At 59.5% G+C, this 26875-nt stretch carries 28 protein-coding genes; 15 read left to right on the top strand and 13 right to left on the bottom strand.

Annotation, left to right across the window (positions count from 1 at the left end):
* Positions 1-13: 13 nt before the first annotated feature.
* Genes BUB72_RS07690 through BUB72_RS07715 form a run of 6 tightly spaced genes read left to right on the top strand, consistent with a single transcriptional unit; the run spans position 14 to position 5273 of the window.
* The gene (locus tag BUB72_RS07690) at positions 14-1945 is read left to right on the top strand and encodes an ATP-binding protein (RefSeq protein ID WP_073142462.1); all 1932 of its coding nucleotides are present in this window, start codon (positions 14-16) and stop codon (positions 1943-1945) included.
* Between the two features lie 17 nt (positions 1946-1962).
* Positions 1963-2751: a hypothetical protein gene (locus BUB72_RS07695; RefSeq protein WP_073142464.1), complete on the top strand. Its 789-nt coding sequence runs from the start codon at positions 1963-1965 to the stop codon at positions 2749-2751.
* A complete protein-coding gene (locus BUB72_RS07700; protein ID WP_073142466.1) occupies positions 2744-2983 on the top strand; it encodes a hypothetical protein in 240 nt (79 codons plus the stop codon). The genes BUB72_RS07695 and BUB72_RS07700 overlap by 8 nt, the downstream gene beginning before the upstream one ends.
* Positions 2980-4338: a DUF6638 family protein gene (locus BUB72_RS07705; RefSeq protein WP_073142469.1), complete on the top strand. Its 1359-nt coding sequence runs from the start codon at positions 2980-2982 to the stop codon at positions 4336-4338. Before BUB72_RS07700 ends, BUB72_RS07705 begins: the two co-directional genes overlap by 4 nt.
* A complete protein-coding gene (locus tag BUB72_RS07710) occupies positions 4335-4604 on the top strand; it encodes a hypothetical protein (RefSeq protein ID WP_342742152.1) in 270 nt (89 codons plus the stop codon). The genes BUB72_RS07705 and BUB72_RS07710 overlap by 4 nt, the downstream gene beginning before the upstream one ends.
* 15 nt (positions 4605-4619) lie before the next feature.
* Entirely contained in the window at positions 4620-5273 is a 654-nt protein-coding gene (locus BUB72_RS07715) for a DUF1523 family protein (protein ID WP_073142955.1), read from the top strand.
* Positions 5274-5285: 12 nt separating this feature from the next.
* On the opposite strand, the gene BUB72_RS07720 is transcribed toward BUB72_RS07715, so the two are convergent.
* The gene (locus BUB72_RS07720) at positions 5286-7586 is read right to left on the bottom strand and encodes an aldehyde dehydrogenase family protein (protein WP_073142472.1); all 2301 of its coding nucleotides are present in this window, start codon (positions 7584-7586) and stop codon (positions 5286-5288) included.
* A gap of 4 nt (positions 7587-7590) precedes the next feature.
* Positions 7591-8577: a deoxyribose-phosphate aldolase gene (gene deoC, locus BUB72_RS07725; protein ID WP_073142475.1), complete on the bottom strand. Its 987-nt coding sequence runs from the start codon at positions 8575-8577 to the stop codon at positions 7591-7593.
* Positions 8578-8708: 131 nt separating this feature from the next.
* On the opposite strand from deoC, the gene rpe reads away from it, so the two are divergent.
* Positions 8709-9386 carry a ribulose-phosphate 3-epimerase gene (rpe, locus tag BUB72_RS07730; protein ID WP_073142477.1) on the top strand — a complete coding sequence of 226 codons (678 nt, stop codon included), beginning with the start codon at positions 8709-8711 and terminating at the stop codon, positions 9384-9386.
* Here the strand turns inward: rpe and BUB72_RS07735 are convergent.
* Positions 9383-9721: a hypothetical protein gene (locus BUB72_RS07735; RefSeq protein WP_073142479.1), complete on the bottom strand. Its 339-nt coding sequence runs from the start codon at positions 9719-9721 to the stop codon at positions 9383-9385. The genes rpe and BUB72_RS07735 overlap by 4 nt on opposite strands.
* A gap of 246 nt (positions 9722-9967) precedes the next feature.
* Here BUB72_RS07735 and BUB72_RS07740 point away from each other — a divergent pair, with 246 nt between their 5' ends.
* The 3 genes from BUB72_RS07740 to BUB72_RS07750 all read left to right on the top strand — a co-directional run bounded on the left by BUB72_RS07740 (position 9968) and on the right by BUB72_RS07750 (position 12550).
* Positions 9968-10894: an ABC transporter ATP-binding protein gene (locus BUB72_RS07740; RefSeq protein WP_073142482.1), complete on the top strand. Its 927-nt coding sequence runs from the start codon at positions 9968-9970 to the stop codon at positions 10892-10894.
* On the top strand, positions 10891-11652 hold the full coding sequence (locus tag BUB72_RS07745) for an ABC transporter permease (protein WP_073142485.1): 762 nt from the start codon (positions 10891-10893) through the stop codon (positions 11650-11652). Before BUB72_RS07740 ends, BUB72_RS07745 begins: the two co-directional genes overlap by 4 nt.
* A 214-nt stretch (positions 11653-11866) precedes the next feature.
* Positions 11867-12550: a hypothetical protein gene (locus BUB72_RS07750; RefSeq protein WP_073142487.1), complete on the top strand. Its 684-nt coding sequence runs from the start codon at positions 11867-11869 to the stop codon at positions 12548-12550.
* Here BUB72_RS07750 and truA read toward each other — a convergent pair.
* Entirely contained in the window at positions 12547-13338 is a 792-nt protein-coding gene (gene truA, locus BUB72_RS07755; RefSeq protein ID WP_073142489.1) for a tRNA pseudouridine(38-40) synthase TruA, read from the bottom strand. The genes BUB72_RS07750 and truA overlap by 4 nt on opposite strands.
* 94 nt (positions 13339-13432) lie before the next feature.
* On the opposite strand from truA, the gene BUB72_RS07760 reads away from it, so the two are divergent.
* Positions 13433-14836 (top strand): YcjX family GTP-binding protein, encoded by a 1404-nt coding sequence (locus BUB72_RS07760; protein ID WP_073142492.1) that lies wholly within the window; start codon positions 13433-13435, stop codon positions 14834-14836.
* Positions 14833-15816 carry a YcjF family protein gene (locus BUB72_RS07765; RefSeq protein WP_073142495.1) on the top strand — a complete coding sequence of 328 codons (984 nt, stop codon included), beginning with the start codon at positions 14833-14835 and terminating at the stop codon, positions 15814-15816. The genes BUB72_RS07760 and BUB72_RS07765 overlap by 4 nt, the downstream gene beginning before the upstream one ends.
* Here BUB72_RS07765 and BUB72_RS07770 read toward each other — a convergent pair.
* From BUB72_RS07770 to BUB72_RS18785, 3 genes are read right to left on the bottom strand one after another with little or no spacing between them, the layout of a single operon-like run.
* Positions 15813-16994 (bottom strand): FAD-dependent oxidoreductase, encoded by a 1182-nt coding sequence (locus tag BUB72_RS07770; protein ID WP_073142497.1) that lies wholly within the window; start codon positions 16992-16994, stop codon positions 15813-15815. The genes BUB72_RS07765 and BUB72_RS07770 overlap by 4 nt on opposite strands.
* 53 nt (positions 16995-17047) lie before the next feature.
* Positions 17048-17470, bottom strand: coding sequence for a group III truncated hemoglobin (locus tag BUB72_RS07775; protein WP_073142500.1), 423 nt, complete (start codon positions 17468-17470; stop codon positions 17048-17050).
* Complete coding sequence (locus BUB72_RS18785) at positions 17455-17628, bottom strand: hypothetical protein (protein ID WP_175549133.1); 174 nt, start codon at positions 17626-17628, stop codon at positions 17455-17457. The genes BUB72_RS07775 and BUB72_RS18785 overlap by 16 nt, the downstream gene beginning before the upstream one ends.
* Positions 17629-17709: 81 nt before the next feature.
* Here BUB72_RS18785 and BUB72_RS07780 point away from each other — a divergent pair, with 81 nt between their 5' ends.
* Positions 17710-18168 (top strand): RrF2 family transcriptional regulator, encoded by a 459-nt coding sequence (locus BUB72_RS07780; RefSeq protein ID WP_073142503.1) that lies wholly within the window; start codon positions 17710-17712, stop codon positions 18166-18168.
* A gap of 65 nt (positions 18169-18233) precedes the next feature.
* On the opposite strand, the gene BUB72_RS07785 is transcribed toward BUB72_RS07780, so the two are convergent.
* Complete coding sequence (locus BUB72_RS07785) at positions 18234-18857, bottom strand: hypothetical protein (RefSeq protein WP_073142506.1); 624 nt, start codon at positions 18855-18857, stop codon at positions 18234-18236.
* Positions 18858-19174: 317 nt separating this feature from the next.
* On the opposite strand from BUB72_RS07785, the gene ileS reads away from it, so the two are divergent.
* Positions 19175-22156, top strand: coding sequence for an isoleucine--tRNA ligase (gene ileS, locus BUB72_RS07790; protein ID WP_073142508.1), 2982 nt, complete (start codon positions 19175-19177; stop codon positions 22154-22156).
* 3 nt (positions 22157-22159) lie between these two features.
* Positions 22160-22624: a methylated-DNA--[protein]-cysteine S-methyltransferase gene (locus BUB72_RS07795; protein ID WP_073142510.1), complete on the top strand. Its 465-nt coding sequence runs from the start codon at positions 22160-22162 to the stop codon at positions 22622-22624.
* Here BUB72_RS07795 and BUB72_RS07800 read toward each other — a convergent pair.
* From BUB72_RS07800 to BUB72_RS07820, 5 genes are all read right to left on the bottom strand, one after another.
* Positions 22621-23316 carry a CDP-alcohol phosphatidyltransferase family protein gene (locus BUB72_RS07800; RefSeq protein ID WP_073142511.1) on the bottom strand — a complete coding sequence of 232 codons (696 nt, stop codon included), beginning with the start codon at positions 23314-23316 and terminating at the stop codon, positions 22621-22623. The two genes, BUB72_RS07795 and BUB72_RS07800, sit on opposite strands and share 4 nt — an antisense overlap.
* 113 nt (positions 23317-23429) lie before the next feature.
* The gene (locus tag BUB72_RS07805) at positions 23430-24017 is read right to left on the bottom strand and encodes a cytochrome P460 family protein (protein ID WP_073142512.1); all 588 of its coding nucleotides are present in this window, start codon (positions 24015-24017) and stop codon (positions 23430-23432) included.
* A gap of 113 nt (positions 24018-24130) precedes the next feature.
* A complete protein-coding gene (locus BUB72_RS07810) occupies positions 24131-25060 on the bottom strand; it encodes a tyrosine recombinase XerC (protein ID WP_175549134.1) in 930 nt (309 codons plus the stop codon).
* Positions 25060-25761: a DUF484 family protein gene (locus BUB72_RS07815; protein WP_073142515.1), complete on the bottom strand. Its 702-nt coding sequence runs from the start codon at positions 25759-25761 to the stop codon at positions 25060-25062. Before BUB72_RS07815 ends, BUB72_RS07810 begins: the two co-directional genes overlap by 1 nt.
* A gap of 112 nt (positions 25762-25873) precedes the next feature.
* Positions 25874-26821, bottom strand: a complete 948-nt coding sequence (locus tag BUB72_RS07820; protein ID WP_073142517.1) for a DMT family transporter — start codon at positions 26819-26821, stop codon at positions 25874-25876.
* Positions 26822-26875 lie beyond the last annotated feature (54 nt).

Raw genomic sequence — 26875 nt, forward strand, 5'->3', positions numbered from 1 at the left:
CAACGGAGATAGAATGAGCCAATCAGCCGATTTGATGGAATTGACCGAAGACGACATCCGCAAGCATTACGCGGCGGCGGTGGCGATGCTGGAAGGCGTGGATCACACGCCGCGCATCGCAAAGGCGAAAGAGGCCCCGCAGGCGGAGAAATCCGCCGGGCTGGGCACGCGCCGCCGGTTCCGGTCGACTACGCCGGGGCTGGTAACCCGCTCCACCGCGCGGCCTGAGGGCGTACGGCTGATCGAGCGGGTGGAAGGCGTGGGCGAGGATGTATTGCCCTCCGCCGCGCAGGCCAGCGTGCTGCATGGCATCCGCCGCGCCTTGGCGATTGCCTTGGCGACGGGCGAAGCGTTTTCGGAAGCCACGGGTCTGGCGGAATTGAAGAAGGAAAACCTCGCAGGCCGCGTCGCGGAAGCCCGCCGCGCTGAGTTCGGCGAATTGTTGGCGGCGGAAGCGCTGGCGGTGTTGTTCACCTTCGCCAATGCCACGTCGTTCCTGCTGGCGTCGCAAGCCAGCGAGGCGTCGGTGGAAATCGGCGCGGTTGAGGAAATCCTGTCCGACAACGCACAACTGGCGCTACATGGCGCGCTGTGGGAGTTGGACCAAGACCTGACCTTGTTCGCCAGCGACGACGCCAAGCTGGTCGCGACCGTGCTGGCCTATGCCGAGCAGGTGATGGAAAAGGTCGCCCTGCGCGCCCAGAACGCGCCGCGCTTGCAGGCGTTTAACTCGGCCTCCTACCGCGTTGAAGCGGACAACCTCACGATCAACGGCTTCACGCCCGCCCATGCGGCCAAGGGCACCAAGCTGACGATGACCTTCAAAAAACCCAACGAGGTCGTCGGCAACCATATCGCCAAATACCAGTCGATGAAGCTGGCCAAGATGCTGATGGCCTACGACTTCGACCGTAAGCTGAACCCGTTTGCGGAGCTTGGCGGCTTCATCTTCACCTTCATGGGCGACGGTGCGCCGGGGACGGGGAAAACGACGCTGATCCAGATGATGGCGGGTCTGGTCTCGGGCTATTGCGAGACGGCGGGCTATCCGTTCCGCTACCAGAACCTGAGCACCGACAATATCGACAGCTATCAAGGCAAGTCCGGCCAGAACGCCAAGGCGTTCATCAACAACGTGATCGACCCGAATGTGATCGGGTTCGGCACGATTGATGATATTGACCAGCTGGCGGGCAAACGCGGCGACCGGCAGTCGAGCGCGGGACAGTTGGAGATTACCGCCGTGCTGATGGAGAGTTTCGCGGGGGCAAACACCGTGGTGCGCGGGAATTGCACGTTTGGGATGTTCTCGAACTACCCCGAAAACGTGGATGACGCCTTGCGCCAACGGGCTGGGGCGCGGTTCCTTGTAGACGGGCCGATCTCGCGCGACGACTACATCGACATTCTGGCGCTGCTGATGGGCAAGAACCACGACATCCCCTTGGGCGACCACACGGTCTTCGCCGCGCAGGAAATCAAGAAGGCCGTCGCCGCGTCGTTCGAGGGGCACTCGAAACCGCATGAAGACGGGCTGCTCAGGGTCTATGAGAAGGTGTCCAAAGACATCGGCTCGCTCGATACGATTGCCAAGCTGGGGACGTATCTGAAAGGCATCCAGGAGGCTGACCACCGTTTCACCGGCCGCGCGATCAAGAACATCACCGACGCCGTGAAGGTGCGGGCGATGGACTTCGAATTGCCGGACGAATGGATGGAGGAGCCGGACCTGTTCCTGTTCAAATCCTACGACGAAAAGAAGGGCATGATCGAGGAGCTGCGCCAGCCGATCACGGTCGACATGGTGATCCAGGAAATCAACCGCTACGCCGATAGCGAATTCCGCTATGCCGACAAGTCGGACGAGGTGGCGATTGCCAATATGGTGCGGGAATTCGGGCTGAATGAGGAAGCGAAGCGGCGGTATTTGGAGAAGAAGGGGTGAGCAGTCGTGGACTTGTCATGCTCGGCTTCAGTCTGACAGGACTTTTTATCTTGACGTGCTCCTACCTTGCGGTGCAGCCGCTTTGTAGAACCGTCAATGAAGAGACCATTTGTCAAACTAATTATGAAGCCTTCCTAAAGTCTCCGCCGAACGAAAAGGGAGATACCCTCGCGGGTCTCGCAGGGTCGTTGGCCTTCCTATGGATTATCGTGACTGTGCTGATGCAAGGACGTGAGCTTTCGTATCAGCGAGAAGAACTAGAGCGGATGCGCGAGACGCAGGAGGAGCAAACGAAATTATTAACTGCGGAAAACGTGCGACGTGACCAAGCTGCTGCGGATGCGAAGATTAGGGCCATGTACGAGGTTCTTAGATCGTCGTTGAAGGATATGGCATTTATGGAGTTCAAATTCGAGGCAACTCCCGGGGACCGGGGTAAGCGGACCACGATACCCTTTTTAAATGCAAGTTCGGGATCAAGAATTCGTACGCATATCACCGGAATGGGGCCAACAGAATGGGCTGAGAAAATCGACAAAACTCGTAATTTGGTTATCAAACATCGTACTGAAAAAAACTGTGCGGTGCTTGCTCCTGAGCCCCCAGTTTCTTGGTTTGCTTGTTTAAGTCAAGTGGACGTGATCATAAGAGAGGCGAACATTGAAGGTAGCGAAGCGATGATCGAGTGGGTTCTTCACGATTTAAAGCTGCCGCTGTTGAAAAAGGTTTTGAAGGAAGCCTTAGAAGACCGTTCAATGTGGGCACAGCCTGATGAACTAACGAAGAACATGGGAAACCATGCGTAAGCTCCTCCTCCCCATCCTCGTCGCCCCGATCCTGCTCGCATGGGCGGTGACGGCCTACCTGTTCGGCGCGCTTACGCCCTCGGGGGCGAATTACGCGGGGCATACGGAGGGGTTCGGGGAGATGTTCCTGAGCTTGTCGATCATGTTCTGCATCGCCATATGGGTAGGGGCGCTGTTTAGTTACTTGTTAATCTATCGCCGCGGCGATGGGACGGAGGGGCCTGACCAATGATGCGCTTGATCGAAAAGGGCCTGATGTATGGCAACCTGTTCCATGTGAACGGGCAGGCGATGGCGGACCGTTATAACCGTGCGCTCAAGCATCTGACGGGCAAGGAAACGGCGCTGACGGATTTCCACGTCGATATCTCCGGCTACGCGCCGGAGGTGGGGGAAGAGTTGGGCGACCATCTGTATCTGAACCCCAAGGGCTGCAACCGGCAGTTTATTCTGCTCTCGATCGAGCAGAAAACCGCGCCTTTGCTGGAGGCCAAGTTCTCCACCTCGCGCGGTATATTGCGGCAGTTCATCGACGCCAACGAGGCGCAGCTGTTCGCCTTGACCGCGCGGGACGCGGTGGCGGGGGAGTTGGTGAACTCGGTCTACAGCGTGACCAAGCCCGCGCATTTGTTCGACATTCGCAAGATACGGGTGGAGGCCGACACGACCTCCGGCGTGGTGGCGGATGCGGGGAAACTGGACGGGATGATCGCGGAATTCCGTGCGCGCGACGACGCGTGGTGGGACGATGTGCTGATCGCGGATATGATCAAGCTGGCCCACAAAACCGGCGACGTGACGCGGGTGCCGATCAAGTTGGGGCACGCGGACTACGAGCAAGAGAACTTCTGGACCTCGCATTTCGGCGGGCTTTACGCGTTTCGCGATGTGGAAAAGCCTGCGGTGATTTCCATGTCCGAGGATGATCTTGGCAATCTGCCGGTGGGTAAGGGCGGGGCGGCCATTGGCGCGTCGGAGCGCACGAAGATCGCCAAGTTTCTGGACGACAACGAACTGGTGGAACCTATCGTCAAGGCGCGCGGCGTGGATGCGGTGGCGATCCTGCGCCAGAAGCTGGATTTCATCGTCGTGGATGTGGCCGCCACGATGGAGGCCGACCTGAGCCAAGTGCGCCGGACCGACCTGCGTTCCTTGGCGCGGCGCTATTCGGACCTGCTGCCGCCGGAGTTTCACACTCTGGGCAAGCTGTTGCGCTGGGCGGAAGGGGGCGGGGCGTGGCCGCGCATCTCGTCCAATGATCCCGCCTATTTCTACACGCTTAGGGCCAAGCCGCATAAGGACCGTGACTTGGTGAATATGTTGCTGTCAGAGCTGTCACTTCTGGACGTGCGGCAATTGTTCATTTGCCACAAGGAATTGTTTTACGCCCGTTACCGCAGCTGGCCGGACCAAAAGAAGGCTTTTGTGGCTGATTTCCTTGCAAGGGAGTATCAGGTCGACAAAGCTGGCGCGCGCGAGGCCTTGTTCGGGAGTGGTGACGCGCCTATGGAAGAGCCGCTGCAATCTGCACCGCGCGACGTTGTCGAAGTGGTCGGACCTTGGGGCGCCGTGAGGAGGACACGATGATATTCGCCATTCTACGTCTGTCGCTGGTCGCGTTCATCGTGATGCTGATCGTCTATTTCATCTTGTCGGCGTGGTCGCGCTCTGTGCGCCGCGGCAAGCTGGCCGAGGAGTGGGACGAAGAGGTGCGCGAGGGCGACCGCGATGCGTTCATCGAGCAGGGGCTTGCGGAATACGACGGCTCCTTGCGTCGCAAACTTATACTTGGCGTCTTCGTGGTGCCTTACCTCGTGATCGCTGTGCTGGTCTACGTGGTCAACTTTCAATAAGGAGCCTAAGCCATGCTGCGTTGGGTCAAATACGCCGTTGTTCTGATTTTCTGGCTGCTTGTGCTTTCGGTGCTGCATTACACCATGCCGCAGCGTGATGTGGTGCGGGTTGTTGGCACATTCGAGCAACGCATCGACTATGGCGAAAATTCGTGGTTCTGGGCGTCGGGTGATTCCGGCAGTGACGTGACCGGAACCAACCGCGACGTGCTGTTCATCCAGACGATCCGGCAAAACGGCAAGCCTATGGTTTACCGCAATGAAGACACGGGCTGGGGATGGCCCCCCTATTTCAAGTTTGACACCAAGAATCTGCAAACCGAGGCAGCGGATCTGATTTCGACCAAGGCGGCCCCGCAATGGGCGGTGTTGACGCATTACGGCTGGCGCAACGAGTTCTACTCGATCTTCCCGAACGCTGTTGGTATTCGCCCGACGGATGATCCGGATGCGACGCTGATCCCTTGGCTGAACATCATCATCCTAGTCATTCTTGCGGGTATCTGCCTCGGCATTTTCCGCATGTTGCAATGGTTCAAACGCTCCAAGATCGACCCGATTACCGACAGTGTAGGGGAGACTTGGGACGCAGTGGACGACTACGCGGATGAGCGACGCACGGGGTTCCGCGCATGGCTCGACAGTTGGAAAAGCAAGCCCCGCAAGTAGCGGGGCAATGTCTCACTCGCCGTAGGGCACCCAGATGTTTTTCACCTCGGTTGCGGCGTCCAGCATCGCCTTGGCAGCACCGGGGACGGGAGCGATCAACGTGCGCTTGATGTTGCTGGCAGAGCCCGCTTCAATCGTGGCGGCATGGCTTGGGTCCGAGAAGCTCCAGACAGCGTCGATGTCCATGTGGGCGCCCATGTGGGGTGCCATTTCAGCGTGATCTCCTGTCAGCAGGTTTACGACGCCCGCAGGCACATCAGAGGTTTCCAGAACCTGAATGAAGTCGGTCGCGGCCAATGGGAAGACCTCGGATGTCGAGGCGATTACGCGGTTGCCCATCGCGATTGCGGGGGCGATGACTTCGATCAAACCCGCCAAGGGACGCGTGTCGCACAGGGCAGCGATAACGCCAACCGGCTCCTTCATGGCCAAGGCCACACCACGGATCGGAACGCCGTGCACCTGCCCGTCGTATTTGTCCGCCCACGCCGCATAGGTGAATAGCGTCTGAATCGCGCCTTCAACCTCGTCCTTGCCTTGTTTTCCGGTCATCGCTTTGATGCGGTCGGCAAATTCTGCGCTGCGAGCGGCGAGGTTTTCGGCAAGGTAGTACAGAATTTGCGCGCGCAAGTGGCCCGTGGTTTTACTCCACCCTTTGGCTTTGTGTGCGGCTTCAACGGCGTTGCGCAGGTCCTTGCGGTTGGCCAGTGAGACCTCGCCCAAGGCGTCTCCTTTGGGGCCGTAAACCACGCGGGAATAGCCCCCGTCGGGTCGTGACTGCTTGCCGCCAATATAGAGCTTCGCGGTGCGGTCGATCGGGTCTGACAGGCCGCCTTTGCCCTCAAATGCGGTGACGGGTTTGGTGGGCTTGGGTGCGTCTTTTGCCTTGGTGTAGCTGGACAATCCTTCCCAGCCCCCTTCGCGCCCGAAGCCGCTTTCGCGCACGCCACCAAAGCCGGCAGCGGCGTCCATCAGGTTGGTGGAGTTCACCCAGACGATACCCGCAACGAGCTGCGGTGCGATGTCGAGCGCCAGATTTATGTTTTCAGTCCAGACAGTTGCGGCCAACCCGTAGCGGGTGTCGTTGGCCATAGCGACGGCCTCGGCAGGGGTGCGGAAGGTTGTGGAAACCAACACGGGGCCGAAGATTTCCTCCTGCATCAGTTTTGACGAGGTGGTCAGGCCGGTGATCAGCGTCGGGGGGTAGAAGCAGCCTTCGGGCGCGGTGGTCTGATAGGTTTCACCTTCGTCATTGCTGGCAACCATATCCGCGATCGTGGCGCGCTGGATCGGGTCGACGATTGCGCCGACGTCGATGCATTTGTCGAGCGGGTCGCCAATGCGCAGCCCGTCCATGCGGGATTTGAGTTTGCGATAAAAGGTGTCGGCGATGCCTTCTTGCACCAGCAGACGCGAACCCGCACAGCAGACCTGACCTTGGTTGAACCAGATGGCGTCGACCAGACCCTCAACTGCGCTGTCCAGATCAGCGTCGTCGAAGACGATGTAGGGGGACTTGCCGCCAAGCTCCAGCGACAGGGCCTTGCCGGAGCCTGCGGTGGCCTTGCGGATGATGCGACCCACCTCGGTGGAGCCGGTGAAGGCCAGCTTGTCCACGTCGGATGCGGTGATCATTTCACCCACCGCGCCGTCACCCGTGACGATGTTCACGACGCCTTTGGGCAGGCCGGCCTGATCGCAAATTTCTGCAAATAGAAGTGCAGTCAGAGAGGTGTATTCAGCGGGTTTGAGGACCACCGCATTGCCCATCGCCAAGGCGGGGGCGATTTTCCACGACAACATGAGAAGGGGAAAATTCCACGGAATAATCTGGCCGCAAACACCCAACGCTTCACGATCGGGGAGTTCATCTTCCATCAGCTGGGCGAAGCCTGCGTGGTGGTAGAAATGGCGTTGGGCGAGCGGCACGTCTATGTCGCGGGACTCACGAATGGGTTTGCCGTTGTCGAGGGTCTCCAGCACGGCGAACAGCCGCGCGTGTTTCTGCAAGGCACGGGCCAGCGCGTAGAGGTATTTTGCGCGGGTGTGGCCGGACTTGGCCCAAGATTTCTGCGCCTTACGGGCCGCGCTTATGGCAGCGTCCACGTCGTCCTGACGGGCTTGCGACAGGCTTGCCAGCACCTCGCCGTTTGCGGGGTTCTTGGAGGTGAAGTCCTGCGTGGGCGGGGTGAATTTGCCGTCGATGAAATGACCGAACTGGCGGTTCTTGCTGTCGAGCCATGCCATCGCCTCGGACGCGCTTTCGGGGGCGGGGCCATAGTCCATCGTCTCTAGAATGTTTTTTACGGTCATGTTTTTAGCCCATTGGGTGACGGTAGGAGGCGGAGTAAGCGCCGGTGATGTGATGTTCGAGCTGACGCTCGATGTCGTTGAGAAGCGACGACGCGCCAAAGCGGAACAGGTCGGGTTGCAGCCAGCGATTGCCAAGCTCGTCTTTCATGAGCGCCAGATAGGTGATCGCGTCCTTGGCCTTGGAGATGCCGCCTGCGGGCTTGTAGCCGACATGGAAACCAGTCGCGTCGAAATAGTCGCGGATGGCGCGGATCATCACGAGGCTGACGGGCAGCGTCGCGTTGACGCTTTCCTTACCTGTTGAGGTTTTGATGAAGTCCGCACCGGCCATCATGCAAATCAGCGACGCGCGCGCCACATTCCGAAGGGAGCCCAGCTCACCGGTTGCCAGAATGGCCTTCACATGGGCGTCGCCGCAGGCCTTGCGAAAGGCTTTCATCTCGTCATAGAGCGCTTGCCAGTTTTGCGTCAGCACATGGCGGCGGGAAATGACGATGTCGATTTCGCGCGCTCCAGCCTTCACGCTTTCCTCGATCTCGGCCACGCGCAAGTGGAAGGGGGAGAGGCCGGCGGGGAAACCTGTCGACACGGCGGCCACAGGGATGCCCGAGCCTTGAAGCGCGTCTACGGCGGTCTCGATCATGTCGTGGTAGACGCAGACGGCACCTGTCTGGATGCCACTGACACCCAGTGCCTTTTGCAAGTCGGCACGGATCGGCTGGCGGGCCTTGGCGCAAAGTCTGCGAACGCGGCCCTCGGTGTCGTCTCCGGACAAGGTGGTCAGGTCGATGCAGGTCACGGCCTTTAGAAGCCACGCGGCCTGATAGTCCTTCTTGACGCTGCGACGGCCGGGCAAACTCGCGGCTCGACGCTCGATTGCGGAGGTGTTCGCCTGAACCCGCGCGACCCAGTCGAGGTCTAGCGCTATGCCGGGGTTTCGGGGCAGGTGCACTTGCGGCAACTGCGTTTGGGTGTGTGTCAGGGTGCTCACGTCAGGCGTCCTTCGGGTGGAGAAGCACGAAAGGTGGCACGGGCGGGCGTTCGTTGCAAGACGCAGCCTGCCTTCCCAAGCGAGACCCTGCGCGTTAGGAGAGGGCTGTAAACGCATCAGGGGATTCTGCCATGACCATCGACCGTTCCGTAAAAATCGCACCTTCCATCCTGGCGGCGGATTTCGCCAATTTTGGTGCCGAGATTGTCGCTGTCGAGGCGCAAGGTGCGGACTGGATCCATGTGGATGTGATGGACGGGCATTTCGTGCCGAACCTGAGCTTTGGCCCGATGACCTGTGCGGCGATCCGACCCCATATCAAAACGGTGATGGACGTGCATTTGATGATCTCTCCGGTTGACGCCTATATCGACGACTTTGCCAAGGCGGGCGCGGATATTATCACGGCCCATGTTGAGGCGGGTCCACATATTCACCGCACTTTGCAAGCGATCCGCGGGGCAGGGGCCAAAGCGGGGGTTGCACTGAACCCCGGCACGCCGGCTTCGGCTGTAGCGCATCTGCTGGATGTAGCGGATATGGTCTGCGTGATGACCGTGAACCCCGGCTTTGGCGGTCAAAGCTTCATCCCGCTGGAAGGCAAGGTGGCGGAGTTGCGCGCGATGATCGGCGACCGTCCGGTGCATATCGAAATTGACGGTGGCGTCACGCCTGCGACGGCTCCTGGTCTGGTGAAGGCTGGTGCTGATGTGCTGGTCGCGGGCTCGGCGGTGTTCAAGGGCGGCTCTGTCAGCGATCCTGCGCCTTATGGCGAGAACATCCGCGCGATCCGCGCGTCCTACGCTTAAAGGTTCAGGAAGAACGGATCGCTTTCGCGCCAATAGGCCGTTAAATCGCGACCGGACGGGGCGAAGTTTCCGCGCTTTTGCAGGGCAAAAAGATCGCTGGCCAACAACGCGGCGACGCGGAAGGTTTGCTGCACCTCGGTCCGTGGCTCCGGAGCCGTTTCAAACACTCTTTCAATGGCATGGGCCGAGCTGACAAGGACGAAAACGATCTGGGCGCCTGTGACGTCCGGCCATCTGTCGGCAAGCTCCCGAACGACGGCGCGATAGCCGTCCGGCGTGTCAGACACTTGCGCAATTGCAAAGTCGATCATCGTGTCGATCTGCTGCAAACTCACCTAATCACTCGTCCCAATCGTTACAAACCACGCATAGCAATGGCCAATCGGCCGTATGCCTGACATCAAAGCGTTATCAATCTGTGCCCCACCCCGGAGCGAATGCAATGAACTTACCGAAAACTCTAAACATTTCAATGTAGATAGCTGCAATGCACACGTGCTTGCACCTGCTGCACATAACTCTGGGTTTTCCTTGGCTACGGCAGCCCCTACAAGTGCGACATAATATCAACTGGGGGTCTTATGCCTGCAATCGTATCCGCCAATGACGTCACGAAGATTTACGAGGGCGGCTTTGAAGCCCTGAAAGGCGTGTCTTTGGATATTGAGCAAGGCGAGATCCTCGCGTTGCTTGGCCCAAACGGGGCGGGCAAGACCACGTTGATCTCGGTCATTTGCGGGATGGTGAACGCGACCTCGGGCTCCATTAGCGTTGGCGGCCATGATATCGTGGACGACTTCCGTGGCGCACGGAGCTTGATCGGACTGGTGCCGCAAGAGCTGTCACTGGAGCCGTTCGAGAAAGTCATCAACTCGGTCAGGTTCTCGCGCGGGCTGTTCGGCAAGCCACGCAACGACGCTTATGTGGAGCGCATTTTGCGCCAATTGTCGCTTTGGGACAAAAAGGACGCCCGCGTCAAAGAGCTGTCGGGCGGGATGAAGCGGCGCGTGTTGATTGCCAAAGCGCTGAGCCACGAGCCACGGGTTTTGTTTCTGGACGAGCCGACCGCCGGTGTGGATGTCGAGTTGCGCAAGGACATGTGGGAGATCGTGCGCGGGCTGCGTGAAGACGGCGTGACGATCATTCTGACGACCCATTACATCGAAGAAGCAGAAGCCATTGCCGACAGGGTTGGCGTGATTAATGACGGCAAGATCCTGTTGGTGAAGGACAAGGCTGAATTGATGGCGCAGATGGGCCGCAAGCAATTGTGCATCGAATTGCAGGAGCCGATTGCTGAAATTCCTGCCGGTTTATCCGCCTATGAACTGGTGCTCGGCACGGATGGGTGCAGCCTCGAATACGCTTATGACACGCGGGGCGAGCGGACGGGGATCACCGCGTTGCTGCGCGATCTGGCGGCGCAAGGGCTGGTGTTGAAAGACGTGTCGACCTCGCAATCCTCGCTTGAGGATATTTTCGTCGGACTGGTGGGGGATGCGGCATGAATTTGACAGCTATCAAAGCGATCTTCGTATTCGAGATGACGCGCTTTTTCCGCACGTTGTTGCAGAGCTTCATCTCTCCGGTGTTATCGACCTCGCTATATTTCGTGGTCTTCGGGGCGGCCATCGGGTCACGTATCGACACGGTTGAAGGGGTCAGCTACGGGGCGTTTATTGTGCCGGGGCTGATCATGCTGTCGGTGATGACACAGAGTACGGCGAATGCCAGCTTCGGGATATACTTCCCCAAGTTTATTGGCACCATTTACGAGCTGCTGTCCGCGCCGGTATCCTTTGTAGAGATCATGATCGGCTATGTGGGGGCGGCGGCGTCCAAGGCGTTGCTGGTGGGGTTGATAATTCTGGGGACGGCGTTCGTGTTCGTAGACCTCGAAATCGCGCACCCCGTGGCGATGATCGCGTTTCTTGTGATGACCTGCTTCAGCTTTTCCTTGCTGGGGTTCATCATTGGCATTTGGGCCAAGAATTTCGAGCAGCTGCAACTGATTCCGTTGCTGGTGATTACCCCGTTGGTATTTCTCGGGGGGTCGTTCTACTCGATCTCGATGCTGCCACCCCTGTGGCAGACGATCACCATGTTCAACCCTGTGGTCTACCTGATTTCAGGGTTCCGCTGGGCGTTTTTCGGAGAGGCAGAGGTGTCCATCGGGTTAAGCTTGTTCGCCATTGCGTTGTTCACGGCTGTCTGCATCGCGGTCATCGGATGGATATTCAAAACCGGATACCGGTTGAAAACCTGAGTTGCACGAGGTGTTCGCCCAACCTGGGTAACAGCTGGGTTTTCTATGAAAATATCGATTTTTCGGAGTTTTCCTCACGTCATTTCGGCCCTGCCAGAAACGGCTGTAAAGGATTTGTTAACTATTTGGGCGCAATCTTTACGAAGCAATAACGGATCTTAGCCGATTTTAACCAGTTTGATTTTTGTACCCTTTCGATAGATTGAGGCCCCCAATGTCTACGGCAAAATCCCTTGGCTTGATGTCGAGTGACAGCGTTACCATTGCGCTAACAAAATACTGTGATACGACCTATCGGGTCCGGTCCATCCAGTTGATTTCAGGTGGAATGCACAGCAGCTTTTTCTTCGACACGAGCCGGACGATCGAAAGCGTTCTCGTATCCGAGTTCGCGGACCGGTTTCTTGCCGTATTGAACACTCAGGAAATTGGAAGCGAGCCAATAACCCTACCGAATTTCGAGGTATTCCTTCCGGGGGTTGGCGTGTCCGGCCTACGCATCGACCCTGCGCGCGGGGTTGATGAGCCGGGAAGTGTGAGGCTTAGTTTCGACCGGCATGTCGGGGACATGAACAGAGTGATTTGTTTCCTGCCGTCTGCCGAGGTGCCGCCCGCCACAGTGAGGGAGCGCATTGCGGTCGAAGTTCTGAGCGATATCGTCTCCCCGATATTTGACCTGATTTCGCTTTCCGAGCCGTCGTCCCGCGATATTCTGAAAAGCCATAGCGATGTGATCGAAGCACGTCTGAAGCGCTTGGCGGATCAACAAGAAGAACTCAGCTTCTATACCGGAATGCTGAAGCGCTATGTGGCGGGTTGCCAGCAGGATTCGATTGAATTGAAGGGGGATGACGCCGGCGACCTATTGGCCTTAAAGAAACGCCGCACCGCGAGTTAGCTGCGGGGTGGTTGGGCTGAAAGTGTGAAGGGATCGGTTGGATAGCCGACACCTGCCAAATACAGACCGCTCGCCGGACAAACCGGCCCGCAGGCTGCGCGGTCAACAGCTTCCAGTGCATGCTTCATCTGGATCGGCTCCCAAGAGCCGCAGCCGACACGTTCCAGCGAGCCGACAAAACCGCGCACCTGATTGTGCAAGAAGCTGCGGGCGCGGATAGAGAAGCGGTATTCGGCGCCGTAGGGGATGGCGATTTCCTCAATGGTGAGTTCGTCTAGCGTTTTGACGGGCGACAGCGCCTGACAGGTCGACGACCGGAAAGTGGTAAAGTCGTGCTGCCCGATAAGGTGCTGCGCGGCCTCACGCATGAGGGCGATGTCCAACGGGTAGTTGACCTGCCAGACAAGGCCTTTGTCGTGCGTCGCGGGGGCGCGGCGGTAGAGCAGCCGGAACCAATAGCGCCGCTCGGTGGCGTCGAAGCGGGCGTGCCAGTCGTCGTGAACCTTCACGACCTCCAGAATCGAAATCGGGTGCGGCTTCAGGTGGTAGTTCAGTGCCTCGTTCAGACGGAAGACTTCCCAGTCGCGGGTCATGTCAGCATGGGCGACCTGCGCCAATCCGTGCACGCCTGTATCCGTGCGCCCTGCGGCGGCAATCTTTTCGAAATCGGGCTGCAATTTGCGCAAGGCGTCTTCGATGGCCCCTTGCACGGTGGGTTGGCCATCCTGACGTTGCCAGCCATTGTAAGGCTGGCCGTTATATTCGATTTTGAGCGCGTAACGGGGCATGGCCGACAGGTATCCTGACTGCGTCGCGGTGCCAAGGGCCTACACATAGCGCATTGCGCGCCCTATGTAGGGATCAACAACCCGAGGGGCAGACTTGATACTTTACGATATTGTTGACGGCATAGGCCGCACGGTGGAAGGCGCGACGCAGTCTGTGACGGGGGTGTTCGAACCCACGATCCGGCTGGGCGTGACGGGGTTGAGCCGCGCGGGTAAGACCGTGTTTATCACCTCGCTGATCGCGAACCTAATGGACCGCGCCCGCATGGGACAGCTTCGGGCGGCGGCAGATGGCGGCATCCAGACCGCGTATCTGCACCCGCAACCGGATGACACGATCCCGCGGTTTGACTTCGAGACGCATCTCGCCGCGCTGACGGGGGCTGATCCGCATTGGCCTGTGTCGACTCGCTCGATTTCTGAGTTGCGCCTGTCGATGCGCGTGCAGCCGACGGGGCTTATGGGCATGGTGTCCGGTCCGCGCACGGTGCATCTGGATATCGTGGACTACCCCGGCGAATGGCTGCTGGATTTGGGCCTGATGGAAAAGAGCTATGCGCAGTGGTCGGAAGAGGCTTTGACCCGCGCCGACGGGCGCGACGCAGGTGCGGCTTTTGTGGCTTTGGCGCGTTCTACCGATGGCGGTGTGAAGCTGGACGAGCCGCAGGCGAAGCGGTTTGCCGAAGCTTATACTGCCTATTTGAAGGCCATTCGGGAAGCTGGGTATTCGGATTACACCCCGGGGCGATTCCTGTTGCCGGGTGATTTGGAAGGCTCTCCGGTTTTGACATTTGCGCCGATGCCTGTGCCGCAGGTCTCGAAGCGCGGATCGCTGTACCGCGAGTTCGAGCGGCGGTTCGAGGCGTATAAATCCAAAGTCGTGAAGCCGTTTTTCCGCGACCACTTCTCGCGGATTGACCGTCAGGTGGTGCTGGTCGACGCTCTAGGCGCGATCCATTCGGGGCCGCAGGCTGTGGATGATCTGCGCAACGCGATGGCGGATATTCTGGGCGCGTTCCGGCCCGGTGCCAATGCGTGGCTGTCTCAATTGTTATTTGGCAAGCGGGTTGAGAAAATCCTGTTCGCGGCGACCAAAGCAGACCATTTGCACCACTCACAACACGGTCGGTTGACGGCGATCATGGAAGCGCTGTTGCGCGAGGCGCGGGACCGCGCGGATTTCGCAGGGGCCAAGACACAAGCGATGTCGATTGCCGCGCTCAGGGCAACGACGGAGGACCATTTGCAAGGTCTGGATGTGGTCCGCGGGCGTTTGGTGAATACGGGCAAGCAGGCGGCGTTCTATCCCGGAGAGTTGCCGTCGGACCCTGCCAAGATAATCGGAGCTGCGCGCGATGGGGCGCAAGGCTGGCTCGACGGGGAATACTCGGTGATGAATTTTGCCCCTGCAAAATTGAATTTGGCCCCGGGTGAAGGGCCGCCGCATATCCGGTTGGACCGCGCCGCAGAATTCCTGATTGGAGACCGTTTGAGATGAGCAAACGCCCCGTATTGATCGAGTTGGACGAGCCTGCCGAGATCACCCCCGCGACAGCACCGGTGATTGCCGACGAGATACCGCAAGGGCGCGCTATGCAGTCCGTCGCGGCCTTGGCGGCGCGCAGGCCGTCACGTTTGGCGAAGTTCTTCTGGTCGGCGCTGGTGGCGTTGGTGAGCTTTGTGGCAAGCGTTGCGGCTTGGGACTTTGTCACCGGATTGATCGAACGCAGCCCTGTTCTTGGCGCGATTGCGCTTGGCCTGACGGGGCTGTTCGTCTTTTCGTTGTTGTTGATCGCGGGCAAGGAATGGCTGGCCATCGGTCGATTGAAAAAGATCGACGGACTGCGCAAGGACGCGGAGGCGGCGTTGGCGACAGGCGATCTGAAGGCCTCCCGCGCGGTGTCCAGGCGGCTTTTGACGCTGTATGCTAACCGTCCCGAGTTGGAAGCGGGCCGCGCCGCGGTGAACGCGCGCAATGGGGATGGGTTCGACGCGGATGCAGTGTTGGGCGAGGCGGAGACGCAATTGCTGGCCCCGTTGGACGCCTTGGCGCGTTTGGAGGTCGAGGCCGCAGCGCGGCAAGTGGCCACGGTTACGGCAATCGTCCCGCTGGCGCTGGCCGATCTGGTGGCGGCTTTGACGTCTAACCTGCGGATGATCCGGCGGATTGCGGAGATTTATGGCGGGCGCTCTGGCACGCTGGGAAGCTGGCGGCTGACGCGCGCCGTGCTGACGCATCTGGTGGCTACGGGAGCCGTGGCTGTGGGCGACGATCTGATCGGCTCCATCGCAGGCGGGGGGGTGTTGTCGAAACTGTCACGCCGCTTTGGCGAGGGTGTGATCAACGGCGCGTTGACGGCGCGCGTCGGGGTTGCCGCTATGGATGTGTGCCGCCCGCTGCCTTATTCCACACAAGATCGCCCGTCGGTAACAGGACTGGTGCGCCGCGCGTTGACGGGACTTTTCCCGACGGGTTAGTCGCGCGGGGTGAGTGATGCCATGGGCGGAATCATGTCGCCGCGCACGAGGCGGGTCAGCACGCGCGGAACTGGACCAAACTGGCTGACGGGAAACAGCAGATGATCGCGAAACGCGGGCAGGATGCGGCTGTCTGACTGATATTGCGGCGTGAAGGCCCATGACATCGCCTGATAAATACGAACATGCCAGCGCCGCGCCATCGCGTAGGCGGGCAGGGCGTCTTGTAGCGGATGCTGCGCGATGGCCTTCGCCAACGCCGAAGCGTCAAGCATTGCCATATTCGCCCCTTGGCCCAGTTGCGGGGACGCCTTGTGCGCGGCGTCGCCGATGATGGCGAGGTTGTCGGCATAGGGTTTGCGCAAGGTGCCATGGGCGTAGCGGGCCATGGTCATTTGCTCGTGGCTGGTGATCTGTTCGAAGATCGGAGCCGCTTGGGGCCAGAGCTGCGCGACCTTTGCCTGCCAATCCGAGAGAGGGGCTGCGCGCCATGCATCATGGGCGTCGCGCGGCATAGACCAGAAAACAGCCGCTTGCTGGATGTCGGAGCCGGGCAATGTGCCGGAGGGCATAATCCCGATCATCCGGTCGGCACGGCGATAGACTTGGGTAAGCTGATCTTGCGGCAGGCCGCATTCGCACCACGGAACGGTACCCCAGATCGCGCCATAGGGCAGTGGTTTTGCCTGAATGGGGGAGAGCGGCGAGGACGCGCCGGAACTGTCGATCACCAGATCAAACGGGCCTTGGGGATCGTTGGAGCGGAAGTGGAGGTGACGGTCCTTCAGCGCTGTGACTTCGTGGGACGGTTTGATGGTGACCCCGACTATGAGCGCCGACTGCAAGATGGCGTCAAACAGCGCGGCGCGATGGATCGCAAGACCGACATGGAGACCGTTCGGGTCGTGGTCATAAGTAACATCAAGGACGCGGCGTCCGCTGTCTGCCTCATGCCCGAGCATCCGGCGCACTGCATTGCCCTTGGCGCGGGCGGCACCACCTGCGCCGATCTCGTCCAGCACAGCTTGGCCGACGGGCTGGATCACCAAGCCGGACCCCACAGGGCGGGGCGTGTCGAACTGGTCGAAGACGGTGATGGTATGGCCCTGACGGGCCAAAAGGGCGGCGGCGGTCAAGCCGCCAATCCCTGCACCAGCGATAGCGATATTGTAACTCATGCGGGTGAACTTAGGCGGTTAAGCCGCTGGCGTCATGGGCTAAATGACCGCAGTCAAAGGCTGGGTGGTGCCCCAACGGGTGCCCGTAAATCTTCGACGCCCATACGCAATCCACGGGCGATGCGGTGCGCGAGGGTCGAAAAGGCCAGTGCTGTCTGTGGTTGCAGCTCTGCGGCGAGGACCGTGTCGAACAGGGCCAGCCAATGGGGGAAGTGTTCGCCATGGACGTCGCGCGCGGCCATGTGCTTTTGCATCGGGTTCCCGTCATAGCTGCGCTCGTACAGGATGGCGTTGCGCCAGAAACTCGCGATCTTGGCCTCGTGGGCAGGCCAGCCGTCTTCGGGGACATGTGCCGCAAAGACAGGGCCAAGCACGGAATCGGCCCGGACCTTTGCGTAGAATTTGGTGACCACTTGGTCGATCTGGTGAGGCGTGATGTCGAAACGGGGCGGCTGAGCGGTCAAAGAATGATCCATACGATTGGAAGCAGAATGCATAGGTACACCAGCATATTGAACATGGAGCGGATCAGGCCCGCATCATCAGTGGGTTGTATGCCGAAGAACTGGCAAATCTTGGTGCCCGGCCAAAGCAGGATTTCGGCGATCTTCTCGGCGGTGGTGGCTACGGACATCGGATGTTCCCTTTAATGGGCATTTAAGATGCGCAATATCTAACGCTTTTAATTGCGCATTACAAATGCTAATTATGTCGCATGCAACTGGACAAGTTCACCGACTACGGGCTGCGCGCCTTGATCTACCTGCGATTGTGCGGTGCGCGCAGGGCGTCGGTCGCGGAAATTGCGGCGAGGTTCTCACTGTCGGAGCATCATCTCTCCAAAGTGGCGACGGCATTGGTAGCGGAAGGATTTGTGCACTCCACCCGTGGGCGCACTGGCGGTTTGAGTCTGGCAAAACCGGCGGGTGAAATTCGCGTCGGCGCGGTGGTACGCAGCCTGACGCGAAATCTATCTGTCGCGGAGTGTTTTGCGGGCAACGGGGCTTGCGCCATCACGCCAGCTTGCGGGCTGCGCGGGCCATTGGCCGAAGCGCAGGAGGCCTTCTTTACCGTGCTGGACGGCTACAGTCTTGAAGAAGTCAGCGGGCAGGGTGCTGCATTGACGCGATTGCTGGGCTTAGAGACCGCAAACACGCTGGACGAACCCGCCTAGCGGGGGCGCACAAGCCTGACGGGCAGTCTGCCAAGTGATGCCCGCCGGAATTTTAAGAGTCGCGGTTACTCGAAGACGCAGCGCAATGTCAGACGTCCATAATTGTCGGTCGTGGGCAATTGGCTGTTCACACAACTGCCCGAGATGCGAACGGGGCTGCTGCGTGGAACCGGTGTGGTCGCATCATAAGAGAACGTCTCCTCGAAGTCGCAGCCGGCCCCTGGCTCGAATGGCCAGCCGCATTGCGCGATCATGGCTTTCGCCCAGCGGATGCACACACGGTCTACCGCCTCCACATCAAAACTTTGGATATTGCTGCGGCCCGCGATGGCGTTGCGGCTTCCGTTGATATTTTGCACGGAGGTGCCTCCGGGGCCTGCCGAGCGCAATTGCTGGATGCCTGCGCTACAGCTGGCTTGGGCATACCAGTTGATCTTCAACTCATCCGCCAGTGCAGAGGTGCCGGGATTGATGCGTTCGATCTCGGACGGAAAGGCTTGTCCGGCGACGGGGCGAATGGTCAGCGTGACATCAGCCCCTTCGCGAGGGGACTTGAGGAACAGGTAATCATTGGAGCCGCCCGAGACGGTCCCTAACTCTGTGTCGTTTGGAGAAAAGTGCTGTCCTGCAACCAATTGGCCTGTTGCGATCAAGGTGGTCAGACCTGCGAAAAGTACTGTCTTAAACATAGTGACCTCCGGGTAGGTGAGGGGTGAAAAAGGGGTATTGGGGAGTGGTCTCACTTTAGCGGACCCCGCCAGATCAGCGTGTGAGAAACCCGTTCAAAAGACGTGAAGCCCGCGCGGACGGCGGTCACCTGCGCTGCAATAAGGCGATGGACCAGCGCGCACAGCGGCGCTATAGAAAGCCCATGACCTATCTTCGCGTCATTATTCGAATTATAACCCCGGCGCTCTGATCCAGATGAGACGCCGGGCAAAGGTGTTTGAGATGCTCGCACCGACCCCACTCCGATTTGCAAATTCGACGACAAAGGACGCCTGACATGTGCGCCGACACCCCTGAGACCATTTCTTACAAAGACACGCTGAACCTGCCGAAAACCGACTTCCCGATGCGCGCGGGTCTGCCCAAGCGCGAGCCGGGCTGGCTGGAGCGTTGGGCCAAGATCGGCGTCTATGAGCGTTTGCGTGAGAAGGCACGGACTGAGTCCCGCCAGCCCTTCACGCTGCATGACGGCCCACCCTATGCCAACGGGCATTTGCATATCGGCCACGCGTTGAACAAGATCCTGAAGGACATGGTTGTCCGCTCGCAGCAGATGATGGGCCGCGACGCGCGCTACATCCCCGGCTGGGATTGCCATGGCTTGCCGATCGAGTGGAAGATCGAGGAGAAATACCGCTCCAAGGGCAAAGACAAAGACGCCGTGGACGTGGTGGAGTTCCGTCAGGAATGCCGTGAGTTTGCCGCGGGCTGGGTCGACATCCAGCGCGAGGAGTTCAAGCGTCTGGGCGTCACCGGCAATTGGGACGATCCGTACCTGACGATGAACTTCCACGCGGAGCGCGTGATCGCCGAAGAGTTCCAAAAGTTCCTGATGACGGGCACGCTGTATCAAGGCTCCAAACCTGTGATGTGGTCGCCTGTCGAAAAGACCGCCTTGGCCGAGGCGGAGGTCGAATATCACGACCACCAGTCGCACACGATCTGGGTGAAGTTCCCTGTTGTGGGTCTGGTTGGCACCGAAGCTTTGGTGGCTGAAATCACCGGCGGCGACGAGGGCAAGACCGCCAACGCCGCGCAAGAGATCGGCGCGGAATTCACCAACACCAATGTTGTGATCTGGACAACGACGCCATGGACCATCCCGCAGAACCGCGCGGTGTGTTTCGGGCCGAAGATCAGCTACGGGCTGTATAAGGTGACCGAGGCGGCCGAGGACAACTGGGCCAAGGTTGGCGAAAAATACCTGATGGCGGATGCATTGGCGGAAGACATTTTCGGCCAAGCCCGCGTAGATGGCTTCCAACGCCTGCGTGATGCGTCGCCTGCTGTGCTGGAAGCGTTGACCTTGAAGCACCCGTTGCGCGGCGTGCCGGATGGCGAGGGCGAATGGGATTACGACGTACCCTTGCTGCCGGGCGATCACGTGACCGAGGATGCGGGCACGGGCTTCGTGCACACCGCCCCTTCGCACGGGGATGATGACTACCAGATCGGCCTGAAATTCGGCCTGCCGATGACGTATAACGTCTTGGAAGACGGCTCTTACCGCGCTGACCTGCCGTTGTTTGGCGGCAAACGTATCCTCAAGCCGAACGGCAAAGAGGGGGACGCGAACAAGGCGGTGATCGAGGTTTTGGCGTCGGGCAACCTGCTGATGGCGCGGGGACGGCTGACGCATAGTTACCCGCATTCGTGGCGCTCCAAGGCTCCGGTGATCTACCGCAACACCCCGCAATGGTTTGCAGCGGTCGACAAGGAGGTCGGCGACGGACAGGACACTTACGGCAAGACGATCCGCGAGCGTGCATTGCGCAGCATCGACGAGCTGGTGACATGGACACCGCAGACAGGCCGCAACCGCCTGTTCTCGATGATCGAAGCGCGCCCGGACTGGGTGCTGTCGCGTCAGCGGGCATGGGGCGTTCCTTTGACGTGTTTCACCAAGAAAGGCGCCTTGCCGGATGCCGACGACTTCCTGCTTCGCAATGAGGACGTCAACGCCCGCGTGCTGGAGGCGTTCGAAGCCGAGGGCGCGGATGCGTGGTACAAGGACGGCGCGAAGGAGCGGTTCCTGAGCGGCATCGTGAACCCTGAGGACTACGACCAGGTGATGGACATCTTGGACGTTTGGTTCGATTCCGGCTCCACCCACGCGTTCACCTTGCGCGACCGCGAGGACGGCTCGGAAGACGGTATGGCGGACCTGTATCTTGAAGGCACCGATCAGCATCGCGGCTGGTTCCACTCGTCGATGTTACAGGCCTGCGGGACTATCGGGCATGCGCCGTATCGCGGCGTGCTGACCCACGGGTTCACGTTGGACGAGAAGGGCATGAAGATGTCCAAGTCCATCGGCAACACCATCGTGCCCGAAAAAATCGTGCAGCAATATGGCGCCGATATTTTGCGCCTTTGGGTGGCGCAAACGGACTTCACTTTGGACCAGCGCATCGGGGATGAAATCCTGAAGGGCGTGGCCGACAGCTACCGCCGTTTGCGCAACACGATGCGCTATATGCTGGGGTCGCTGAACGACTTTAGCGAGGCGGATCGGGTCGAGCCTGCGGATATGCCGGAGCTGGAGCGCTGGGTGCTGCACCGCCTGTCCGAGCTGGATGAGGTGGTGCGCGAAGGCTACGCCAAATACGACTTCCAAGGCGTGTTCCAAGCGATCTTTACCTTTGCCACTGTCGATCTGTCTGCGTTCTATTTCGACATCCGCAAGGACGCTTTGTATTGCGACGGCGACACCGCCCGCCGTCGTGCCGCGCGCACGGTATTGGACATCTTGTTCCACCGCTTGACCACGTGGCTTGCGCCGGTACTGGTGTTCACCTGCGAGGAAATCTGGCTGGAACGCTTCCCGGGCGATGAATCGTCAGTCCACCTGACAGACATTCCGGAAACGCCCGTCGCGTGGCGTGATGCAGAGCTGGCCGCCAAATGGGCCACCGTGCGCAAAGTTCGTCGCGTCGTGACGGGTGCTTTGGAAGTCGAACGGACGGCCAAGGTTATCGGATCGTCGCTGGAAGCGGCTCCGACCGTGTTTGTCGGTGCAGAGGCCGCCGAGGTGCTGAAAACGGTGAACTTCGACGACATGTGCATCACCTCGGGCATCACGGTGACCACTGATGCGGCACCGGACGGTGCGTTCGCTTTGGAGGATACCGACGGTGTGGCCGTGGTGTTCGACAAAGCGGATGGTGACAAATGCCAACGCTGCTGGAAGATTCTGCCGGATGTGGGGAGCCACACCCATGCAGGTGTCTGCCAACGCTGCGACACGGCGTTGGAGTAAGCAATGAACGACGGGGCGCGAGCACGGCTTGAGAGCCCCGTCGGACCGATCACTCTAATTGAGCGGAACGGTGCGATTGTGGAGCTGGAGTGGGATAACTCCGGAGACATTGTGCAAACTGGAGTTCTGGGTGATGCGGTCACCCAGCTACAAGAATACTTCGCCGGAAGTAGGCAGGTGTTTGACCTGCCACTAGAGCCGCGGGGGTCTGCGTTTCAACAGAAATTCTACGCGGCCCTTAGCGCCATACCGTATGGCGAAACGCGCACCTATGGCGATTTGGCTGCGGAATTGGGCGTGTCGGCTCAGGCGATCGGGCAGGCCTGCGGCGCGAACCCGATTGCGATCTTGATCCCCTGCCACCGCGTCTTGGGGGCCACGGGTTTGGGTGGCTTTTCAGGCGCGGGCGGGGTCGAGGCGAAGATCGAATTGTTGAAGCTGGAAGGTGCGGCGTCGCTGCTGATCTAGCCGTCTTTGCCGAAAAGCACTTGTTGGGCAATGCCTGCAAACAGCAGATAGATCGAGGTTACGATCAGCCCCCAATGCGCCCAGCTTTGCGGGTCGAAATCCACCCAAGCGGCCCAGCCTGCGAAGAACGTCCACGCCAGTGCCATTGGTAAAGTGACGCTACGCCAACGCTGCGTGCGGACGGGGTGGACGAATTTGAACGGCACGAACATCGCGATGGCAAGTGCTGTGACCAACACCAGAATGATCCAGAAATTCGGCTGTAGGGCGAAGACAACAAGGGCGACCATGTTCCAGCACCCGGGGAAGCCGGAGAACGAGTTGTCCTTTGTTTTCATGCGCGTATCGGCGAAATATAGTGCGGACGCGAAGGTGATCACGATGATGACAAACCAACCCGTCCAACCTTCGAACATACCTGATTGGAACAGCGCGAAGGCAGGGATGAATACGTAAGTGAGGTAGTCAATGATCAGATCAAGCAGCACGCCGTCGAATTGCGGCGCGTATTGTTTGACGTCATATTTGCGCGCCATGGGCCCGTCGATGCCGTCCACACCAAAGGCCACCACCAGCCAGACGAACATCAGTGCCCATTCTTCCTCCACGGCTGCGAGCATCGCCAACATGGCGAAAACGGCTCCGGTGGCGGTCAGAAAATGGACGGAGAGGGCTTTGATCTGAGGTGTCATGGCCCCTCATGACCCAAAGTGACGCAAATTGTAAAGTCTAACGACCCGTCAAATTACATAAGAAAAGGCGCAGCCTTTCGACCGCGCCTTTCCAGAAGTTGGTTTGTTAAGGCCTAGTTGCCGACCCGCACCTCTTCGAGGGGGTAGGCGAGCATATCCTGATCAGCGTAGCTTGCGTGGCAATCATGGCAGAAGCTTTGTTTGATCTTCATGACTTTGCCATTGGGCTGGATGCCCGCATAAAGCCAATCCGCGGTTTCAGAGATCGCGCCGTCCTCCATCTTGGTCATGATAAAGAGCGGACCAATGCGGGCCTGCTTTTTCTTTTTAGATATAGTAATCGACTCTTTCGCCAGCACAGAGCCTACGGGCATTTTCACACCCTCTTCGGCAAATTTTAGATATTGCTCGGCTGCGATGTCATTGGCGAATGTTTGTAGCAGGCGGTTGCCATGCGCGCCCGCGACGGCGGGACGGGTGGAACTGACGGTCCAGGATCGGAAGTTCGATGCAACCTCGTCGCCTTCCTTGGCGTAGCCTTCGGCCATTGCGTCTTTCAGGCAGTCGTAGATTTCATTGATTTGGGCGGCTTCAAGGTCGAACGGATCTTCGACGTCGACAGCGCAATCAGCGGCGCTTGCAGCTGTGGCCATCAAGGCGGTTGCAGTAGTCGCGGCGACGACGAAAGTGTGGATGGTCATGTGTTTGTGTCTCCTAAATTTCAGAACTTGGACAGTTTGTCGCAGGGTTAGACTGGTTCTGCCAATACAAGTTTCCAAACGATCAGACACAAAGGCGTGAAGCTTTGAGGGGATCACCCGTGCTTCAACCCTTTCGGATGGGCGTTGTCATAGACTTCCATCAACCGTGCCGTATCGACGGCCGTGTAGGCTTGGGTTGTGGAAAGCGAGGCATGACCAAGCAGTTCTTGGATGGCGCGCAGGTCGCCGCCAGCCTCCAGCAGGTGGGTGGCGAAGGAATGGCGCATTGCATGTGGCGTGGCAGTCGCGGGAAGGCCCAATTGCATCCGTGCGCTCTCCATCGCTTTCGCGATAAGGCGCGGGCTTAGCGCCCCACCACGCGCACCGCGAAACAGCGGATCACCGGGTAGCATCGGGTAGGGTTGCGCCTGAAGGTAGCGGTCCACCGCGACGCGAGCGGGGGCAATGACGGGTACGATGCGTTCTTTGCCGCCCTTACCGACAATGCGGAGCACGTCCGGCAGGGGTGCATCCGCGAAGGTCAGGCCAAGGGCTTCGGAAATCCGCAACCCGCAGCCGTAGAGCAATGTCAGCACCGCAGCGTCCCGGGTCGCGATCCAGTCTTTGCTGGCCTGCAACTCGACGGTGTCAATCATCGCGCGGGCCGCATCGACCGCCAGCGGGCGCGGTAGCTTCTTTTGGAACTTCGGAGACCGCGTCGCAAGGACGGCGGTGGGTTCGAACCCTTCGCGTTCCGCCAACCAGCGGTAGAAACTTTTGACCGAGGACAGTTCGCGCGCCAATGATCTTGCCGCAACCCCGCGCTTACGCTCGTGCGCCATCCACGCGCGCATGTCGGTGGGTTTGACCCGTTGCAGCGGTTTCAATCCGGTGCTGTCGCCAAAATGCGCGGTGATGAAGTTGAGAAAGCCCAACACGTCGCCGCGATAGGCCTCAATTGTGTTTACAGCCACGCCATCAAGCGATTTGCGATGAATGAGCCACCCCTCCAGCGCGTCGCGGCAGGCGGGTGAGATCAACATTATGCCAGCCAGCGCTTGATTGCCCGCTCGAAAGCGGATCCGAAAAAGGTCAGCAGGTCAGTGCCTTGATTGGGTCGGAACTGGTGCGGATCTTCGGACCCCATGACCAGCAAGCCCGGCAGGCGGCCTTCGCCCAGATCGAGGCGAAGCAGGGCTTCGGATTTGATATAGGCGGCGTTGTCGCCATACACGTCCTCGGACGCGGGCGAGACCTGACGCAAGCTCACAGGGCGAACGGGAACGTCCCGGCCTGCGGTGATGTAGTGGTCGACCACGCCGGGTTCCACGATGGACAACACATCCTCGAAACCGATGGACGGGCTGTCATGTTCTTTGGATTCAAGGATCAGGCGCAGGCGTGACACCCGCAGCGATTCAAGCAGGTCACCGGACAGGCTGGTCAGGAAAGCAGGGAAATCCGTCGGCTCCAGTACCTTCAGGATAGCCCCGTGAATGAGGTTGGTGCCGGCCAGATTTTCGTAGGCAGCGGCAATCACCGAGCGGTGCGTGTCTTCAAGCCGATCAAGACGGCTCTCCAAACGCTCCATCGCGATTCCGCGAAGGTCTACGATGTTTCCACCAAGGGAGCGTTCGTTCGCTTCGATCAGGGCCCGCATAAGGTCTTGATCTTCCAGAATAACTTCTGGGTCCGTCAGGATTTTTGTGCGCAGCGCGTCCAGCACTTCGGCCTGCTCAATCATGCTCGTTGCCTTTGGTTAGGGCTTTGTTTTGAAGGACTATAGCCCATGGAATAGGCTTTTTCCACGCTCAGATTGCGCGAGCGAGAAGGTGTCGCAAATGGGAAGCACCTTGCTATCCTTCGCGTTTGGGCCGCTGCCGCTTCGCCAGCTGATGCTCCCGCCAGACCGTGTAGAGGCCGGACGTCAAAATGAGCGCGATCCCGGCCCAAGCGACGGCGTCGGGCCATTCGTCAAAGATCAACATCCCCAGAATGATCGACAAGGGAAGCGCCAGATATTCAAACGGCGCGACCAAGGCAGCTTCGCCCATGCGGTAGGCCAGCGAGATGAAATAGCCGCCGACCGACGCAAACAGGCCAAGGATCAGGATATAAGGCAGGTCGCTTGGCTCGGGCCAGACCCATGGGCGGAACAGGAATTCCAGCGAGGCGTTGTCCGTCGTGGCGAACTTGCCGTTCCCCATGAGCAGACCCAAGGCGCAGGTTGCTAGAATGAACATCAACTGGATGTAGAACACCATGGAGACTGTGGTCTCGGTGTTGCGCAGGTACCGTGTCATGATGTGCAGGCCGCCATATCCAAACGCGGCAGCGATGGGCAGCAGCGACGCGGGTTGGAAGGCAGAGGTGCCCGGCCGCAGGATGATGAGCACTCCGATCAACCCGACGGCAACTGCACCCCATCTGCGTGCGCCGACGGTTTCGCCCAGGAACAACACTGAAAAGATGGTGATGACGAAGGGTGATACGAAGAACAGGGCCACGGCATCGGCCAATGGCAGTGCTGCGAGGCCCAGAAAAAAGGTCATGTTGGCGAAGAACACCATGCCCGCCCGCGCTATTTGCGCCCCGAGGCGTTGTGTTTTGATCGCCGCAAATCCACCTTGAAACGGCACCATGAACAGCATCACCACGGCCATGCCGACGATCGAGCGGATCAGCACGATCTGATGTAGTGCATAGCCGCCCGACAGGAACTTCATGGTGACGTCGTTCAAGGAGAACAGCGTGACGGCTATGGCCGCAAATAGCGGGCCGAGGGTCGTGGGAGAGAGCTTCATTAGAGCGACGCTAGGGCAGGGCGCAGGCGTGGTCCAGCGGCAAAGCACCTAACG

The organism is Litoreibacter ascidiaceicola, from assembly GCF_900129235.1.
GTDB lineage: Bacteria > Pseudomonadota > Alphaproteobacteria > Rhodobacterales > Rhodobacteraceae > Litoreibacter > Litoreibacter ascidiaceicola.

Excerpts from the sequence above, each read along its gene's own strand:
- BUB72_RS07705 (WP_073142469.1), top strand. The coding sequence starts at position 2,980 with ATGATGCGCTTGATCGAAAAGGGCCTGATGTATGGCAACCTGTTCCAT.
- BUB72_RS07745 (WP_073142485.1), top strand. The coding sequence starts at position 10,891 with ATGAATTTGACAGCTATCAAAGCGATCTTCGTATTCGAGATGACGCGC.
- BUB72_RS07805 (WP_073142512.1), bottom strand. The coding sequence starts at position 24,017 with ATGACCATCCACACTTTCGTCGTCGCCGCGACTACTGCAACCGCCTTG.
- BUB72_RS07780 (WP_073142503.1), top strand. The coding sequence starts at position 17,710 with ATGCAACTGGACAAGTTCACCGACTACGGGCTGCGCGCCTTGATCTAC.
- BUB72_RS07795 (WP_073142510.1), top strand. The coding sequence starts at position 22,160 with ATGAACGACGGGGCGCGAGCACGGCTTGAGAGCCCCGTCGGACCGATC.
- truA (WP_073142489.1), bottom strand. The coding sequence starts at position 13,338 with ATGCCCCGTTACGCGCTCAAAATCGAATATAACGGCCAGCCTTACAAT.
- BUB72_RS07695 (WP_073142464.1), top strand. The coding sequence starts at position 1,963 with ATGCTCGGCTTCAGTCTGACAGGACTTTTTATCTTGACGTGCTCCTAC.
- BUB72_RS07815 (WP_073142515.1), bottom strand. The coding sequence starts at position 25,761 with ATGATTGAGCAGGCCGAAGTGCTGGACGCGCTGCGCACAAAAATCCTG.
- BUB72_RS18785 (WP_175549133.1), bottom strand. The coding sequence starts at position 17,628 with ATGTCCGTAGCCACCACCGCCGAGAAGATCGCCGAAATCCTGCTTTGG.
- BUB72_RS07775 (WP_073142500.1), bottom strand. The coding sequence starts at position 17,470 with ATGGATCATTCTTTGACCGCTCAGCCGCCCCGTTTCGACATCACGCCT.
- BUB72_RS07740 (WP_073142482.1), top strand. The coding sequence starts at position 9,968 with ATGCCTGCAATCGTATCCGCCAATGACGTCACGAAGATTTACGAGGGC.
- BUB72_RS07720 (WP_073142472.1), bottom strand. The coding sequence starts at position 7,586 with ATGACCGTAAAAAACATTCTAGAGACGATGGACTATGGCCCCGCCCCC.
- BUB72_RS07785 (WP_073142506.1), bottom strand. The coding sequence starts at position 18,857 with ATGTTTAAGACAGTACTTTTCGCAGGTCTGACCACCTTGATCGCAACA.
- BUB72_RS07820 (WP_073142517.1), bottom strand. The coding sequence starts at position 26,821 with ATGAAGCTCTCTCCCACGACCCTCGGCCCGCTATTTGCGGCCATAGCC.
- ileS (WP_073142508.1), top strand. The coding sequence starts at position 19,175 with ATGTGCGCCGACACCCCTGAGACCATTTCTTACAAAGACACGCTGAAC.
- BUB72_RS07700 (WP_073142466.1), top strand. The coding sequence starts at position 2,744 with ATGCGTAAGCTCCTCCTCCCCATCCTCGTCGCCCCGATCCTGCTCGCA.
- BUB72_RS07710 (WP_342742152.1), top strand. The coding sequence starts at position 4,335 with ATGATATTCGCCATTCTACGTCTGTCGCTGGTCGCGTTCATCGTGATG.
- BUB72_RS07765 (WP_073142495.1), top strand. The coding sequence starts at position 14,833 with ATGAGCAAACGCCCCGTATTGATCGAGTTGGACGAGCCTGCCGAGATC.
- rpe (WP_073142477.1), top strand. The coding sequence starts at position 8,709 with ATGACCATCGACCGTTCCGTAAAAATCGCACCTTCCATCCTGGCGGCG.
- BUB72_RS07810 (WP_175549134.1), bottom strand. The coding sequence starts at position 25,060 with ATGTTGATCTCACCCGCCTGCCGCGACGCGCTGGAGGGGTGGCTCATT.
- BUB72_RS07800 (WP_073142511.1), bottom strand. The coding sequence starts at position 23,316 with ATGACACCTCAGATCAAAGCCCTCTCCGTCCATTTTCTGACCGCCACC.
- BUB72_RS07750 (WP_073142487.1), top strand. The coding sequence starts at position 11,867 with ATGTCTACGGCAAAATCCCTTGGCTTGATGTCGAGTGACAGCGTTACC.
- BUB72_RS07690 (WP_073142462.1), top strand. The coding sequence starts at position 14 with ATGAGCCAATCAGCCGATTTGATGGAATTGACCGAAGACGACATCCGC.
- BUB72_RS07770 (WP_073142497.1), bottom strand. The coding sequence starts at position 16,994 with ATGAGTTACAATATCGCTATCGCTGGTGCAGGGATTGGCGGCTTGACC.